Source organism: Streptomyces sp. CC53, from assembly GCF_001865245.1.
Taxonomy (GTDB): Bacteria; Actinomycetota; Actinomycetes; order Streptomycetales; family Streptomycetaceae; genus Streptomyces.
Map to the genome: position 1 here is coordinate 1 of NZ_MKXB01000012.1, position 15,641 is coordinate 15,641.

The 15,641-nt window shown below is 76.4% G+C and carries 15 protein-coding genes; 9 read left to right on the forward strand and 6 right to left on the reverse strand.

The annotated features are described in order from the left end of the window. Nucleotides 1–865 (forward strand): ricin-type beta-trefoil lectin domain protein (locus BJP40_RS00915; protein WP_143065870.1); only part of this gene is annotated, 865 nt, incomplete at its 5' end. Nucleotides 866–1,220: 355 nt separating this feature from the next. Here BJP40_RS00915 and BJP40_RS00920 read toward each other — a convergent pair. Then, nucleotides 1,221–1,814: a beta-propeller fold lactonase family protein gene (locus BJP40_RS00920; RefSeq protein WP_071277686.1), complete on the reverse strand. Its 594-nt coding sequence runs from the start codon at nt 1,812–1,814 to the stop codon at nt 1,221–1,223. 166 nt (nt 1,815–1,980) lie between these two features. Here BJP40_RS00920 and BJP40_RS00925 point away from each other — a divergent pair, with 166 nt between their 5' ends. After that, entirely contained in the window at nt 1,981–2,679 is a 699-nt protein-coding gene (locus tag BJP40_RS00925; protein WP_071277688.1) for a ribonuclease H, read from the forward strand. A gap of 535 nt (nt 2,680–3,214) precedes the next feature. Here BJP40_RS00925 and BJP40_RS00930 read toward each other — a convergent pair. Beyond that, the gene (locus BJP40_RS00930) at nt 3,215–3,877 is read right to left on the reverse strand and encodes a hypothetical protein (protein ID WP_143065871.1); all 663 of its coding nucleotides are present in this window, start codon (nt 3,875–3,877) and stop codon (nt 3,215–3,217) included. A gap of 201 nt (nt 3,878–4,078) precedes the next feature. On the opposite strand from BJP40_RS00930, the gene BJP40_RS00935 reads away from it, so the two are divergent. Beyond that, on the forward strand, nt 4,079–4,381 hold the full coding sequence (locus BJP40_RS00935) for a hypothetical protein (RefSeq protein ID WP_071271776.1): 303 nt from the start codon (nt 4,079–4,081) through the stop codon (nt 4,379–4,381). A gap of 100 nt (nt 4,382–4,481) precedes the next feature. Here BJP40_RS00935 and BJP40_RS00940 read toward each other — a convergent pair whose 3' ends face one another. Continuing rightward, a complete protein-coding gene (locus BJP40_RS00940) occupies nt 4,482–5,480 on the reverse strand; it encodes a GlxA family transcriptional regulator (RefSeq protein ID WP_071277690.1) in 999 nt (332 codons plus the stop codon). A gap of 52 nt (nt 5,481–5,532) precedes the next feature. Here BJP40_RS00940 and BJP40_RS00945 point away from each other — a divergent pair, with 52 nt between their 5' ends. Then, nucleotides 5,533–5,928 (forward strand): cupin domain-containing protein, encoded by a 396-nt coding sequence (locus BJP40_RS00945; RefSeq protein ID WP_071277692.1) that lies wholly within the window; start codon nt 5,533–5,535, stop codon nt 5,926–5,928. Between the two features lie 9 nt (nt 5,929–5,937). On the opposite strand, the gene BJP40_RS00950 is transcribed toward BJP40_RS00945, so the two are convergent. The 3 genes from BJP40_RS00950 to BJP40_RS00960 form a co-directional block, all read right to left on the reverse strand. Further along, entirely contained in the window at nt 5,938–6,174 is a 237-nt protein-coding gene (locus tag BJP40_RS00950; RefSeq protein ID WP_071271785.1) for a hypothetical protein, read from the reverse strand. Between the two features lie 114 nt (nt 6,175–6,288). Beyond that, nucleotides 6,289–7,317: a Gfo/Idh/MocA family protein gene (locus BJP40_RS00955; protein WP_071277694.1), complete on the reverse strand. Its 1,029-nt coding sequence runs from the start codon at nt 7,315–7,317 to the stop codon at nt 6,289–6,291. 33 nt (nt 7,318–7,350) lie between these two features. Next, nucleotides 7,351–8,268, reverse strand: a complete 918-nt coding sequence (locus BJP40_RS00960; protein WP_071277695.1) for a sugar phosphate isomerase/epimerase — start codon at nt 8,266–8,268, stop codon at nt 7,351–7,353. A 910-nt stretch (nt 8,269–9,178) separates the two neighbouring features. Here BJP40_RS00960 and iolC point away from each other — a divergent pair. The 5 genes from iolC (at nt 9,179) to BJP40_RS00985 (ending at nt 15,468) form a co-directional block, all read left to right on the forward strand. Then, a complete protein-coding gene (gene iolC, locus BJP40_RS00965; RefSeq protein ID WP_071277697.1) occupies nt 9,179–10,135 on the forward strand; it encodes a 5-dehydro-2-deoxygluconokinase in 957 nt (318 codons plus the stop codon). Between the two features lie 650 nt (nt 10,136–10,785). Beyond that, nucleotides 10,786–11,667, forward strand: coding sequence for a 5-deoxy-glucuronate isomerase (iolB, locus tag BJP40_RS00970; RefSeq protein WP_071277699.1), 882 nt, complete (start codon nt 10,786–10,788; stop codon nt 11,665–11,667). Between the two features lie 11 nt (nt 11,668–11,678). Further along, nucleotides 11,679–13,556 carry a 3D-(3,5/4)-trihydroxycyclohexane-1,2-dione acylhydrolase (decyclizing) gene (gene iolD / locus BJP40_RS00975; protein ID WP_071277701.1) on the forward strand — a complete coding sequence of 626 codons (1,878 nt, stop codon included), beginning with the start codon at nt 11,679–11,681 and terminating at the stop codon, nt 13,554–13,556. Between the two features lie 147 nt (nt 13,557–13,703). After that, nucleotides 13,704–14,732: a 3-oxoacyl-ACP synthase III family protein gene (locus tag BJP40_RS00980; RefSeq protein WP_071277703.1), complete on the forward strand. Its 1,029-nt coding sequence runs from the start codon at nt 13,704–13,706 to the stop codon at nt 14,730–14,732. A gap of 7 nt (nt 14,733–14,739) precedes the next feature. After that, nucleotides 14,740–15,468: a glycosyltransferase family 2 protein gene (locus tag BJP40_RS00985; RefSeq protein WP_226962804.1), complete on the forward strand. Its 729-nt coding sequence runs from the start codon at nt 14,740–14,742 to the stop codon at nt 15,466–15,468. Nucleotides 15,469–15,641: the final 173 nt, after the last annotated feature.

Consider the following 15,641-nt stretch of genomic DNA (forward strand, 5'->3'; position numbering starts at 1 on the left):
CGGCGACGCCCAGTCGTCGGCGAAGGGCGTCACCCAGGCCGTCAGGTCGTCCGCGCCGCCGGCCACCGGCGCGACCGGAACGCCGCCCTCCTCGTCGCCGAGCGGTCAGGACGCCGGGGCCACGCCGTCCTCGGGCGGCCAGGAACCGGACGGTGAGCGCGGCGGCGGGCCGGGCGGCCAGGGCGGGGGCCACGGCCCGGGCGCCGTGTCCGGCGCGGGTTCCGGTGCCGTGCCGGGATCCGCTACCGGCGGGGGACCGGGCGGGGGCTCCGCCTCGGGGTCCGCGTCCGGCTCGGCCACGGGAGCCGGATCGGCCGACTCGGGCTCCCCGTCCGGCGGTCAGACCTCCGCCTCGGGCGGCGGGTCCACCTCCGGCTCCTCCACGACCTCCGGTTCCGGGTCGTCCGGTTCGGGCTCCACATCCGGTTCGGGCTCCGGCTCGACGTCCGGTTCGGGCTCCGCGTCCGGCGGCACCTCCGGCGGCGGAAGCACCCCCGCGCCCCCGTCCGGTGCCCTCCGCTACCGCAACGCCGCCAACGGCGCCTGCCTGATCTCCTTCTTCGGCGCGGCCGGGGCCGGCGACTGCGCCGACTCCACCGCCCAGTGGACCGTCAGCGCCACCTCGGGCGGGGCCTTCCGGCTCGTCAACCGGCAGGACGGCGGGTGCCTGAGCGCCAACCTGCTCGGGCAGGCCACCTTCGTCAAGGGCTGCGACAGCCACCCGACCCGCCAGTGGCGCGCGGGGTCCGACGGCACCCTCAGGAGCGTGTCCAACGGCGGCTGCCTCGACCTGGGCACCGGCGGAGGCGTCGCCACCGTCACGTGCGTGTCCGGCGAGGCGTCCCAGCGGTGGAGCCACCGCTAGCCGACCGTCTCAGGCGGCCCCGGCCCCCGCGGCCGGGGCCCTGCCCGGCTGTGGCACGTCGCCCACTGCGCGCGGCGCGCCCGCATCGACCGGGCCGTGGCCGAGCCGGCCCTGTCACGGGACATCCTGGACGAGGCCATCGACGCCGCCTCGGAAGACCGCAGCCGCGCCACGGGGCCGCTCCGACCCCACTGAGCGGACGGCCCGGCCCCGGCACCGGTCGGGCGTCCCCCTGCACGGCGCCGCCGGGCGCCGGAGCGTCACACCGACCGGGCCGGTCCGGGCGGAGCGGACACCGTCCCCGCTACCGGCCCCGCGCGCTGCCCCGCCGCGAGCGCCGGGGCCGAGCGCGCCGTCAGGCGAACACCACGCAGGCGGCCGCGGGCACCTCCACCGCGCCGGCCCGGCGCAGCGCGCCGCTCTCCGGGTCCACGTCGAACCACGTGACGTCCCCGGACCACTCGTTGGCGACGTACAGCCGCCGCTCCGACGGGTCCGTCACGAGGTCCCGCGGCCAACTGCCACCGCAGTCGACGGTGGAGGCGAGCCGCGGGGCGTCCGCCCCGGCGGCGAGGGAGTACGTCAGGAGGCGGTTGCTGCCGCGTACCGCGACCCACACGAAACGCCCGTCCGCCGAGGGACGCACGACCGACGGGTACGCGCGCGCCCCGTCAGGCGTGCCGTCCGTGCTCCCGGTCGGCGGCGCGGAGGCCGCGACCCCGCCCGGGTCCGCGTCGCTCACCGCGTAGAGCACCCCGCCGTCCCCGCCCCCGAGCGCGAGGCACGACGGGTTGACGAGGCCGTCGACCGCCGACCGGGGGGTCAGCGCGCCGCTCTCCGGGTCCACCGCCGCGATCGTGATGCCCCGGCCCTCGCCGGTCGTGAACGATCCGATGTACGCCCGGCCCTCGCGCCGTCCCGCGCCGCCCGCCTGTGCCGTGCCGCCCACTGCGCCGCCCTCTCGGTCGTACCGGACCCGTGCAGGGTCCATACGACCCGGACCGCACGGCGGCCACCACCGCAGCGGCGCCGATCGGGTCCGCGGCGCCCGCCGCGCGGCGGCGGGCGGGCAGCGGCCGGCACACCCCGCTCTGCCGGTGCGGCATGATCGGGGGATGTCCGAACGCATCATCGCCGCCTGTGACGGGGCGGCCAAGGGGAATCCGGGGCCCGCCGCCTGGGCCTGGGTCATCGCCGACGGGGAGGGGCGCCCGCAGCGCTGGGAGGCCGGCCCGCTGGGGCGCGCGACCAACAACGTGGGCGAGCTGACCGCACTGGAGCGCCTGCTGCAGGCCGTACCGCCGGGGACCGCCCTCCAGGTGCGGATGGACTCCCAGTACGCCATGAAGGCCGTGACGCAGTGGCTGCCCAACTGGAAGCGCAACGGCTGGAAGACCGCCGCGGGCAAACCCGTCGCCAACCAGGACCTCGTCCGGAGCATCGACGCGCTGCTGGCCGACCGGGACGTGGAGTTCCGCTACGTGCCGGCGCACCGTGAGGACGGCGACCACCTGAACGCCCTGGCCGACCAGGCGGCCAGCGACGCGGCGGCCTCCCAGCAGGCCGCCGGCACCGCCCTCGGCACCGCCGACCTGCCGGTGCCCGCACCGGCCCGCACGGCGCCCGCCCGGCAGAAGAGCGCGGGCCGGACGCGCGCCGCAGGCGGTGCGGCCGGCGCCGGAGCGTCGCGGACGATCAAGGCGAAGTTCCGCGGCACCTGCCCGTGCGGGCGGTCCTACGCGGCCGGCGAGCCGATCGCCAAGGTGGGGGCCCGCTGGGGCCACCCCGACTGCCGCGCGGCGCTCCCCGCCTGACGCCGACGCCTCTCCCCGCGCCGACACCCGCCCGGCGCGGGGAGCCCCCGCCCCGGCATCCGGGCGCTCACGTCGACGGCGGGTCAGGCGCCACCCCGGCCGGGTGGGCAAGGGCCGCTTCTGCCGCCGGCTCCCGCCCGCCCGCTCCGGCCAGACCACGGACGGACCGGGCAGCAGGCCCGTCCTACCGGACCGGCAGCGCCGCCGCGACACACCCGCCCTCCAGCGCCCCCGGGCCGTCGGCGCCCCTGGCCGGTCCCGCCCCTGGCCGGTCCCGCTCCGGGACACCGCGCCCCGTGCCTCCGCGACCGCCGTGCGTGAGCACGGATACGCCCCGCCGGCGGCCGCGGAGCAGATCCACAGCCGGCCGTGCGGTCACCGTCGACCGCGGCAGCCGAGACGTGCGGCGGCGGGCGGCCCCACGTGCCGGCCGCCCGCCCCACCGCTGCAAGGCCCCGGCCCCGCCCCGGAGGCCCGCAGCAGCACGCCGCCCTCGAACCCCGGGCGGCCCTGAGGGGGCCACCGCCCGGGGCCGTCACACGCGGTCGTCGCCGTCCCGCCCCGTCCAGCGGGGCTCCACACGGGCCCACTCCGCGTCCCACTCGCCGTACCGCCGACGGTCGAGGGCGCGGTGGACGCCGGCACGGGTGCCGCCCAGCGCCAGGGTCGCGGCCCCGGCCGCCACCACCGTGGCGGCGACGGTGCTGGAGGCCACCGCAGACGGACTGAGGGGCGCGGTGGTGACCTTGCCGCTGCCCCGGTCCAGCCACACGGTCGTCACGTCCCCGGCCCGCGCTCCAGGCTCCACGGGGGCCGCGGCGTCCCGGGTGGACGCGCCGTCGCGCCACTCCACCCGCGCCGTCGCCGCGCCGGCCGTGCCGCTCCGGCCGGCCGGTACGGCGTCCTGGAGCAGCCGGGCGGACACGGGGCGTCGCGTCGCCTCCTGGGCGGCCGCCGCGTCCTGCGACTGGGCGTACGTCACGGAACCCGCCAGCCAGGCCGTCAACGGCAGAGCCACCAGCAGCAGCACGAGCAGCATCCTGTCGACCCGCCGCTGGAGCCGGTCCACCGGCCGTACGAGCGGGCTCCGCGCGCCGTCCGCGGGCCCGTGCCGGTGGTGGGCCGGCCGACCGGTCCGGTCGTGCCCACGGCCCTGCCCGCCCCCGGGCCCCGGACCTGTCGGGAAGTGGTTCCTCATGACGCACCTCCGACTCCGCGTCCGGCTCGTCCTGCCTCCATGGTGCTCCGGCCCGGGGCCGGGCCGCAGTGGGCCGAACGTCCCCGGCCGCGACCCGCCCGCCGGGCGCCGTCCGACGCGCCGGGGCCGTTCGGGCCTGCCGCCGACGGCCCGCGTGGTGGACGATGGGCTTGAGGAACGTGCGGCAGGAAGGTGAGCGCCATGACGTGGGCTTCTTGGACAACGACGGGAGTGTTCGCCGCAGCGGGCGGGGTGCCCACCGACGAGGTGGGCCGCGTCCACGGCGACCTCAGCCTGCACACGACGTGGACCGACGGCCAGGCCATCGTCACCGTGCAGTACAGCGGCTCCTCCGACTGGTACACGATCACCGGCAGCCCCGTGCCGTGCGCGTCGGAAAGGGAGAGCCGCGACCTCCACCAGGAAGTCGTCGAAGCCGTGCGCTCCGGCGACGTCACGGCCGTCCTGCGGCGCGGCAACCGGGGGCACCACATGGCGAGGTGACGCCGGAGACCGCGCACGGGCCCGCCGCACCGGACGCGCCGCGGGCGGGCCCGGCCCTGTCCCGGCCCGGACCGCGGGGCGCCCCGGGCCCCGGACGGGCTCAGCCCGTGGCGGGCGAGGGCCCGAAGCGGCGCCGGTACGCCGACGGGGACAGCCCCGTCTCCCGCCGCATCAGCGTCCGCAGACGCGCCGCCGTGCCGAGGCCGCTGCGCCGGGCGACGACGTCCAGGCGCGGCTCGCCCCGCTCGATCAGCCGGCACGCCAGCGCGATCCGCTCCCCGGTGAGCCAGGCCAGCGGGGTCGTGCCGAGCTGGGCGCGGAACCGGCGGTGCAGGGTCGCCGGGCTGACCGCCGCCCGCTCCGCGAGATCGGTGACCGTCAGCGGCCGGTCGAGGTGCCCCTGGGCCCCCGCCAGGAGCGGCGCGAGGGAGGTGTCCGGGACGTCGGGCACGGGCCGTTCGATGAACTGCCGCTGCCCGCCGTCCCGGTGGGCGGCGAAGACCAGTCGGCGGCTGACCGCGTTGGCGACCTCCGCCCCGTGGTCGCGGCGCACGATGTGCAGCCCCAGGTCCAGTGCGGCCGCGCTGCCCGCCGAGGTGAGGACGTCCCCGTCGTCCACGAACAGCACGTCCTCTTCGAGCCGTACGGAGGGGAAGCGGGCCCGGAACGCGTCCGCCCACTGCCAGTGCGCCGTGGCTCTCCGCCCGTCCAGCACCCCCGCCTCGGCCAGGGTGAAGGCCCCGCTGCAGAAGCCGACCAGGCGCGCACCGCGTGCGTGGGCGCGCCGTACCGCGTCCAGGACGTCGGGGTGGCGGGGCACCTCCACGTCCGGCCTGTTCGGGACGATCAGGGTGTCCGCGGTGTCGGCCGCCTCCAGGTCCGCCACCCCGGTGAGGGTGAAGAAGCCGTCCCGCATGAGCGTGCCGGGGGCGGGCGAGCAGAGCCGGAAGTCGTACAGGTCCCGGCCGATCTCCGGGCGCCGCAGTCCGAAGACCTCGGTGGCGCAGCCCAGCTCGAACGGGTTGGAGTTCGCGTCGACGACCACGACGACGCGGTGAGCGGCCCGGCCGGGGGAGCGGTGCGAGGAATCGTGCGGCATATGCGATTCCTAGCACTCGTGCGGGTCGTGCGGAAGCGGCAAGGATGGCGCCATGACCCAGGAACCCGTCCTCCTCACCGACGCCCTCGCCTCGTTCGACGCGCTGTGGAGCCCCCGCATCGTCACGTCCGTCAACGACTACGACGTACGCGTCGCCAAGGTGCGGGGCGAGCACCTGTGGCACGCGCACGACGACACCGACGAGTTCTTCCTGGTCCTGGACGGTGAGCTGTTCCTCTCCCTGCGCGAACCGGCGGGGGAGCGGACGGTCAGGCTCGCCAAGGGGGCCGTCTTCACGGTCCCGAGGGGCACGGAGCACCGGCCCTACGCGCCGACCGGTGCGGCGATCCTGCTGTTCGAACCGACCGGCACCTCGTCGGTGGGGGACCGCCACGACGACGTCCCCGCCCACGTCGACGCGACGACCGGTCACCCGCTGTCCACCTGAAGGACCGCGTCACATCCCGTTGACGCAGACGTTCCCCTCCGGCCCGCCCCGGCTGCCGGAGTGGGCCCCCGACGGGTGCGTCCAGTCGTTGCCGCAGTGGTTGACCGGCCGGCTCTCCTCGCGCTGGACGACGTTGCCCTGGCCGAACGGCCCCCACGGCGTGTCGTCGGCGGCGGCGCCGCCCGCACCGGCCGTGAGGGCCGCGAACGCCAGGGCCGGGGCGGTGAACAAGAAGCGAACCCGCATGAGTGCTGTCCCTTCGGAGGGGGGCGGTGGGGAGGGGTGTCGTCCCCGCACACTCTGGGGACCCCGCACCGTCCCGCCCCGCGATTGCTCCGTCCGGCGGCGCGTCCGCGGTGGTCAGCGGTAGAGGGCCGGGCGGGGCGCGAGCTCGACCTCCACCCGGCGGCCCTCTGCCTGGGCCCGCACCCCGGCCTCGCACACCGCCGCCGCGGCATAGCCGTCCCAGCAGCTCGGCCCGGTGACCTCACCGCGCCGGGTGGCGTCCACCCACGCCTGGACCTGCCGGTCGTACGCCGCCTCGAACCGCTCCACGAAGCCCGCCGCGATCCCACCACCCCACCGCCCGGCCGTGTCGACGCGCATCCCGCTGGCGTCGCCCACGCGGGCCGTGCCGTTCTCGCACACGGCCTCGGCCTGCACCTGGTAGCCGAACCGGCAGTTGACGTAGATCTCGACGTCGGCGAGTGCGCCGCCGTCGGGCTCGAAGACGACGAACTGCGGGTCGTCGAGCCCGCCCGGGGCGTTGCCCGACGGTCTGGGCCGCAGCACCGTCACGGCTGTGATCTCCTGGCCGAGGAGCCAGCGGGTGATGTCCATCTCGTGGACGACGGAGTCGTTGACCAGCATCTCGTTCGTGAACCAGGGCGGGCTGTCCGCGTTGCGGTGCCGGTGGTGCAGCATCAGCGGCCGGCCCAGGGAGCCGCCGTCCAGCAGCGCCTTGAGGTCCAGGTACTCCCGGTCGTAGCGGCGCATGAAGCCGACCTGCACCAGCCGCCGGCCGGTCCGCTGCTCGGCCTCCATGACGCGCAGCGCGGACGCCGCGTCCGGAGTGAGCGGCTTCTCGCACAGCACCGGCAGGCCCCGCGCCAACGCGGCCGACAGCACGGCCTCGTGGGCGGGCCCGGGGGAGGCCACGACGACCGCGTCCACGTCGGGCGCCGCCAGGGCGGCGGCCGGGTCGGTGTAGGGGGTGCAGCCGTCGACGCCGTCGGCGACCTCCTTGACCCGCTCGGCGTCGACGTCCGCGACGGCGGTCACCCGCGCCCCGCTGACGACCCGGTCGATGCGCCGGACGTGGTCGGCGCCCATGCGGCCCGTGCCGATGACGGCGACACCGAGCGGTCCGCGCACTGTGCGCTGGGTCATGATGGAGGGTTCCCTTTCCGTGGACGGGGCCGGTCAGGCGCCGCAGGAGCGCAGGAACCTGCGGGTGCGTACGGCGATGGGCAGCGGCTTCCCTGGCGGGCAGGGATACATGTCCTGCTCCACGATGGCGAAGAGGTCGACGCCGAGCCGCTGGGCCGCGGCCAGCACCGGCTCCAGGGCGGGCACGCCGGCGGGCGGCTCGCACATCACGCCGCGCTGCACCGCCGGGCCGAAGGGCACCCCCTGCGCGACGACGTCGGCGAGGACGGCGGGGTCCACCTGCTTCAGGTGCAGGTAGCCGATGCGCTCGCCGTACGTCTCGATCAGCTTCACGCTGTCGCCTCCGCAGTAGGCGTAGTGGCCGGTGTCCAGGCACAGGCCGACCAGTTCGCCGTCGGTGGAGTCCAGGAAGCGCTCCACGTGCTCCTCGGTGTCGATGTGGGTGTCCGCGTGCGGGTGCACGACGACGTCCAGGCCGAACGTCTCGCGCATCTCATGGCCCAGCCGCTCCATGCCCTTCGTGAGGTGCGCCCACTGCTCAGCCGTCAGCTCGGACGGCTCGATCGTCTCGGCGGTCCTGTCGTCCCGCCAGAAGGACGGGATGACCACCAGGTGCCCCGCGCCCACCGCGCCGGCCAGCCCGGCGACCCGGCGGACGTGTTCCCACGTGGCGTCCCAGACGGCCGGCCCCCGGTGCAGGGACGTGAAGACGGTGCCGGCGGAGACCTTCAGGCCGCGCCGGGCGGTCTCGTCGGCGAGCTTGGCCGGGTCGGTCGGGAGGTAGCCGTACGGGCCGAGCTCGATCCACTCGTAGCCGGCCTCCGCGACCTCGTCGAGGAACCTCTCCCACGGCACCTGCCGCGGGTCGTCGGGGAACCAGACGCCCCACGAGTCGGGCGCGGAGCCGACCCGGATGCGGTCCAGGGCGGGGGTGCTGGCGGTGCTGTCCATGCGGCGTGTCCTTTCGCCCGCGTACGGGCGGGTGAGGAGGGACGGGGCGTGCGTCGGGAGCGGAGACGGCGGGCGGCCGGGCAGCCGGCGCGGGGACCGTGGCGGTGGACGGCGGGCCGGGGTGCGGCCCGGTCACCGACCTCGCGTCGGCCTCCGGCGTGTCCACGTCCCCGACCTGCGCGGGGCGCGCGGGCGCCGGGTCCCGCGCCGCCCGCCGTGTGGTCGGTGAGTGCCTCCAGGGTGCCTTCGCTGCGGGCGGTGTCCCGTTCCATCGTGCCCGGGTACGGGCCGCCGACGCGGGCGCCGACCGGTCGGGCGTGGTGCGGGCGGCGGGGGAGGAGCACGGAGCCGGACCCCGGTCGCGGGCCGCGCGGACGTGCTCCCACGCCACCTCCGACTGCTGCGCGCCGGGCGCCGCCGTCGGCGCGTCGAGAACGAGGACGCGCGCCCGGGGCGCCGCGCGGCCGATCGCCGTGGACTGCCGCCCCGCCGGGAGAACGTGCCGACGGGCGGGTACGGGTCGTCCGGCGCGGTGCCCGTCGCCCGCACCGCCCGCTCCGCGGTCCGCTTCCTCCGGTTCCTCCGGGCGGTGCCGAGGCGGCGCAGCGTCCGTGTGGTCCGTCCGTCCTGCACCCCGCGGCGCGCGACAGGGAACGGGCGGCGGACCCGGGAAGCGGCCGGGGGAGCCCGGGGCGGCGGCCGCGGCGCGGCCGACGGGACCGGAGACGAGCCGGGACGGCCACGCCTGTCCACCCCCCGTCCGTCCCTGGGCCCGGAACCACATCCGTACCGCGTGCGTAGGTCCGTGCAAAGTATGGACAAGGATTCCGGGGAAGCCATAGACCCGGACCGGCCCGCCCGGCCCGGACCTCACGCCCTCGTACGGACCCGACGCCCAGGAGCGACGCGCATGGCCGACGCACCCGAGACCTTCGACCTGATCACCATGGGGCGCGTGGGGGTGGACCTCTACCCCCTCCAGACCGGTGTGCCCCTGCCGCAGGTGGAGAGCTTCGGCAAGTTCCTCGGCGGCTCCGCCACCAACGTCGCCGTCGCCGCCGCCCGTCTCGGCCGCACCACGGCGGTCATCACCCGCACCGGCGACGACCCCTTCGGCACGTACGTCCACCAGGCGCTGAAGGAGTTCGGCGTCGACGACCGCTGGGTCACCCCGGTCGGCGCCTACCCGACGCCCGTCACGTTCTGCGAGATCTTTCCGCCCGACCACTTCCCGCTCTACTTCTACCGCCGCCCCAAGGCGCCCGACCTGGAGATCCACCCCGGCGAACTGGACCTCGACGCCATCCGCCGGGCCCGGATCTTCTGGGTCACCGGCACCGGGCTCAGTGAGGAGCCCAGCCGCTCCGCCACCCTCACCGCCCTGGCGGCCCGCGCGAAGGCCGGCCCGACCGTCTTCGACCTCGACTGGCGCCCCATGTTCTGGGACGACCCGGCGCAGGCCCGCGCCCGCTACGCCGAGGCCCTGCGCCACGCCACCGTCGCCGTCGGGAACGTCGAGGAGTGCGAGATCGCCACGGGCGTCCGCGACCCCCGGGCCTGCGCCGACGCCCTGCTCGCGGCGGGCGTCGAACTCGCCGTCGTCAAGCAGGGACCCCGCGGCGTCCTCGCCGTGCACCGCGACGGCACCACCGCCGAGGTGCCGCCCGTCCCGGTCGAGGTCGTCAACGGCCTCGGCGCCGGCGACGCGTTCGGCGGAGCGCTGTGCCACGGCCTGCTCTCCGGCTGGGAGGTGCGGCGGACCATGCGGTACGCCAACGCCGCGGGCGCCGTCGTCGCCTCACGGCTCGCCTGCTCGTCCGCGATGCCCACCGCGGCGGAGCTCGACGCCCTCGTCGCCGGCGACTAGCCCGTGTCCGCGAAGTCCCGCACGGCATGCCTGTCCGCCTGTCCGTCTGCGCGTCTGCGCGCCTCCACGCCTGTCCGCCTCCACGCCTGTCCGCCTCCACGCCTGTCCGTCTGCGCGCCTGTCCGTCTGCGCACCTGTGCGCCTGCGTATCTGCATGTCCCTGCGCGGCTGCGTGTGTGGACGTGTGCGTGTCTGCTTGTCCGTCCGTGTGCCGTCCCCCTCCGGGTCCGGCCGGCGGGCGGCCGAGGTTCCTCCGCGCACACGGCACGGGCCGTGCCGGGCAGCCCCCGTCCTGCTTGTTCCCGCGCCCCGCGGTCGCGGCACCGAAGTCCCGATCCGGATGTGGGCGGACCCCGCCGCCTCCCGCACCCCGCGCCCGCGGCACCGGAGAGGCCCGCTCCCGGCACCCGCGCCCGCAGACCCCCGCCCGCCGCCGGCGGAGCCGAGCGGGGGCCGACGTGACCGTCAGCGCTCCGCACGCGCCGCCGCGCGGGTCAGGCACCCGCGTACGAGCCGGTGGCGCCCCAACGCCCCGCCCGCCCACCGTCCCTGACCCATCGCCGGACTCTCCCTGCTCCACACCGCCCGCGGCAGCGCGGAGGACGCCGTGGACACCGCCGCCGGCCCGCTGTGACGAGGAGTCACCCACCATGACCACCACCCACCACCTGCCCGCGGGCAAGGCCGCGCACGGCCCGTACACCGTCGACGTCGACCCGGACTCCGCCGGCTGGGGCCACACGAGCCTGCGGGTGCTCGAACTGCCGCCCGGCGGCCGGCACACCTACGACACCGGCGACAGCGAATGGATCGTGCTGCCCCTCTCCGGCTCCTGCACCGTCACCGCCGACGACCGGACCATCCCGCTCACCGGCCGTCCCGACGTCTTCCGCGCCGTCACCGACTTCGCGTACGCGCCCCGCGACGCCCGGGTGTCCCTCGCCAGCCCCGGCGGCGGCCGCTTCGCCCTCGCCGGGGCCCGCTGCGACCGCCGCCTGCCCGCCCGCCACGGTCCCGCCTCCGGTGTCCCCGTCGAACTGCGCGGCACCGGCACCTGCTCCCGCCAGGTCAACAACTTCGCCGCGGCGGACGTCTTCCCCTGCGACCGGCTCATCGCCGTGGAGGTGATCACCCCCGGCGGCAACTGGTCGTCCTACCCGCCGCACAAGCACGACGAGCACCGCCCCGGCGAGGAGTCCGCGCTGGAGGAGGTCTACTACTTCGAGATCGCCGCCCACGGCGCCACCCCCGGCCTCGGCTACCAGCGGGTCTCCCCGTCCGGCCGCGGCCGGGGCACCGATGTCCTCGCCGAGGTGCGGCACGGCGACACCGTCCTCATCCCCGACGGCTGGCACGGCCCGTCCATCGCCGCACCCGGCCACACCCTGTACTACCTCAACGTCATGGCCGGGCCCGGCACCGAACGCGCCTGGCTGATCCGCGACCACCCCGACCACGCCTGGATCCGCTCCACCTGGCCGGACCAGCCCGTCGACCCCCGCCTCCCCCTCTACACCGCCCCGTCCGAGTGAGGTCGCCCCGCATGAGCCCCGCCACGCGCCGCCTGACCGTCGCCCAGGCCCTGGTGCGCTTCCTGTCCGCCCAGTACACCGAACGCGATGGCGTCCGGCGCCGGCTCATCGCCGGCACCTGGGGCATCTTCGGCCACGGCAACGTCGCCGGCCTCGGCCAGGCGCTCCTCGAAGCCGGCGAGGACGCCATGCCGTTCCACCAGGGCCGCAACGAACAAGCCATGGTGCACGCCGCCGTCGGCTACGCCCGCCACCTCGACCGGCTCTCCGCGATGGCCGTCACCACCTCCATCGGTCCCGGCGCCACCAACCTCGTCACCGGCGCCGCCCTCGCCACCGTCAACCGGCTGCCCGTCCTCCTGCTGCCCGGCGACTCCTTCGCCACCCGCACCGCCGACCCCCTCCTCCAGCAGCTCGAACACCCCGTGGCCGCCGACGTGTCCGTCAACGACACACTCCGCCCCGTCTCCCGCTCCTTCGACCGGATCACCCGCCCCGAGGCACTCGTCCCCTCCGCCCTGCGGGCGATGCGCGTCCTCACCGACCCGGCGGAGACCGGCGCCGTGACCCTCGCCCTGCCACAGGACGTCCAGACCGAGGCGTACGACTGGCCCGAGGCGTTCTTCGCGGACCGCGTCTGGACCGTGCGCCGCCCCGCCCCCGACCCGGCCGAACTCGCCGCGGCCGTCCGGGCGGTCACCGGCGCCGAGCGCCCCCTGCTCATCGCCGGCGGCGGCGTCCACCACAGCGGCGCCGAGGACGCCCTGCGGGCCCTCGCCGACGCCACCGGCATCCCCGTCGCCTCCACCCAGGCAGGCAAGGGCTCCCTGCGCCACGACCACCCCGCCGACCTCGGCGGCATCGGCCACACCGGCACCGCCGCCGCCAACGACCTCGCCCGCACCGCGGACCTCGTCATCGGCGTCGGCACCCGCTACACCGACTTCACCACCGCCTCCGCCACCCTGTTCGCCCGGCCCGGCGTCCGCTTCCTCAACCTCAACATCGCCCCGTCCGACGCCCACAAGATGTCCGCCCGCACCGTCGTCGCCGACGCCCGCGCCGGCCTCACGGCCCTCACCGAGGCCCTGGCCGGACACCGCGTCGCCCCCGCGTACGAGGCCGAGTACCGCGCGGGCAGGGAACGCTGGGAACGCGTCGTCGCCGACGCCTACCGCGCCGACGACGAGGCCGCCGTGCCGACCCAGACCCAGGTCCTCGGCCTCCTCGACGAGACCGTGGGCGACGACGACGTCGTCGTGAACGCCGCCGGTTCCCTCCCCGGCGACCTGCACAAGCTGTGGCGGGCCCGCTCCCGGCGCCAGTACCACCTGGAGTACGGCTACTCCTGCATGGGCTACGAGATCCCCGGCGGCATCGGCGTCCAACTCGCCGCGCCCGGCACGCCCGTGTGGTCCCTCGTCGGTGACGGCACGTACCTGATGATGCCCACCGAGATCGTCACCGCCGTCCAGGAGAACCTCCCCGTCAACCTCGTCCTCCTCCAGAACCACGGCTACGCCTCCATCAGCGGCCTGTCCGAACGGGTCGGTGGCGAACGCTTCGCCACCGCCTACCGCTACCGCACCCCCGACGGCGCGTTCGGCGGCGCACCGCTCCCCGTCGACCTCGCCGCCAACGCCGCCAGCCTCGGCATGGACGTCCTGCGCGCCCGCACCGTCGGCGAACTGCGCCGCGCCCTGCGGGCCGCCCGCGCCTCCGACCGGCCCACCTGCGTGTACGTCGAAACCGCCCCTCCCGGCGCGGACGCACCCGGCGCCCACGCGTGGTGGGACGTCCCCGTCGCCGAAGTCGCCTCGCGCGAGGCCGCCGTCACGGCCCGCAAGACGTACGAGAGCCACACACCGGACATCCGCCGCCACCTGTGAGCACCGCCGGGCCCGGGCACGGGAGCTCCCGCCGCACCGGCAGCGGTGCGGCGGGGCCCCCGGGCGCGGCCCACAGGGGCCCGCACCCACGCGGGATGAGTACGGGTACTCACGTACGACTCGCCCGGGTGTTCGTATCCTCCGGTCATGAACAGTCAGAACACCGCCGCCGCAGACGCCGTCCGCGTCGGCGTCACCGGGGTCGGCGCCAGCCTGCCGGAGCGGGTCGTCGACTCCGGGCGGCTGCTCCGGGACATCGCCGACGCCGGCGGCCCCACCCTGCCGCCCGGCATATTCGAGCGGGCGACCGGCATCACCACCCGCCGCGCCGCGGGCCCCGGAGAGTACGCCTCCACCCTCGCGGAGCGCGCCGCGCGCACCGCCCTCGGCCGCGCCGGCCTCGACCCCCTCGACATCGATCTGCTGGTCTTCGCCTCCGCCACCCGCGACATGGTCGAACCGGCCACCGCGCACATCGTCCAGGCGGCGCTCGGCTCCCGCGCCCACGCCCTGGACGTGACCAACGCGTGCAACAGCTTCGTCAACGGCATCGACCTCGCCCGCACCATGATCCTCGCGGGTCGCGCACACCGCGCCCTCGTCGTCACCGGCGAGACCCCCAGCAGGGCCGTGCGCCGCAGACCCGCCGACCTCGCCCAGTTCCGCGACGGCTTCGCCGGCTACACCTTCGGCGACGCGGGCGCCGCCGTCGTCCTCCAGGCCGTGGAACGCGGCGGCATCCTCGACGTGGACACCTCCACGCACTCCGAGCACTGGGGCGTCGGCGGCATCTTCGGCGGCGGCTCCCGCCACCCGCGCGGCGACGAGCACACGTACTTCCGCGGCGACGGCAAGGAACTGCGCGAGGTGTTCGAGAAGGTCGGCACCTCCGTCCTGGACCGGATGCGGACCCGCACCGGCCTGGACTGGACCGACTTCCGGCACGTCCTGGTCCACCAGGTCACCGTGCCCTACCTGGAGCGGTTCGCCGAGATGACCGGCGTGCCCGAGGACCGCCTCGTGGTCACCGTGCCCGAACTCGGCAACGTCGCCAGCGCCAGCCTGGGCGTCCAGCTCGACCGGGTCCACGACGGGCTGCGCCCCGGCGACAAGCTGCTGTTCGTGGGACTCGGCGGCGGGATCAGCATCATGACGATGGTCTGGGAGCACGCATGACCGCGCTGTGGGTGATCGTGCCCGCCCACCAGGAGGCCGCCCGCCTCGGCGGCACGCTGGACGCGCTCGCCGCCCAGCACGACCGCGACTTCACCCTCGCCGTCGTCGACAGCGCCCCACCGACGGCACCGCCGACCTCGCCGAACGGTTCGCCGCCCGGGCGCCGTTCCCCGTCCACGTCCTGCGGGAACCGGAGAAGGGCGTCGGCTGCGCGGTGGACACCGGCTTCCGCCACGCCATCGGGCAGGGCGCCCGCCTGCTGGCCCGCACCGACGCCGACTGCCTGCCGCACCCCGGCTGGACCGCCGCCGCCCGGGCCGCCCTCACCGCCGGGGCCGGCCTCGCCTGCGGCCGGATCACGGCCCGCCGCGACGAGAACGGGCCCGCGGCCCGGGCCGCGTTCCGCGCCCTGGTCGCCACGGCCGCGTTCTTCGGCCGCATCCGCCCCGCCCACCGGCGCCGTCACGGCTACCTCACCCCCTACCGGATGCACGCCGGGAACAACATGGCCGTCACCGCCGCGCTGTACGAAGCCGTCGGCGGCATGCCCCGCCGCCCCTCGCCCACGGACCGGCTGTTCCTGAACCGGGTCCGGCGCCACACCACGGCGATCGTCCGCGTGCCCGGCATGGTCGTGGAGAACTCCACCCGCAGGCTCCGCGCCTACGGCGTGCTCGGCACCGCCCGCTGGTACCTCGACAAGGGGCCCGGCCGTCAGGGAGAGGACCCCCGCTGATGCTGGACGCCCTCGGCCACGCCCTGCGCCGCGACCCCCACCGACCGGCGATCCTCGGCACCACCCGCACCGGCGCCGTCCGGGTCCGCGCCACCCGCGGCGACCTCGCCGCACTCGCCGACCACTACGCCCGCGCCCTGCACGCCCGCGGGCTGCGGCGCGGCGACACCACG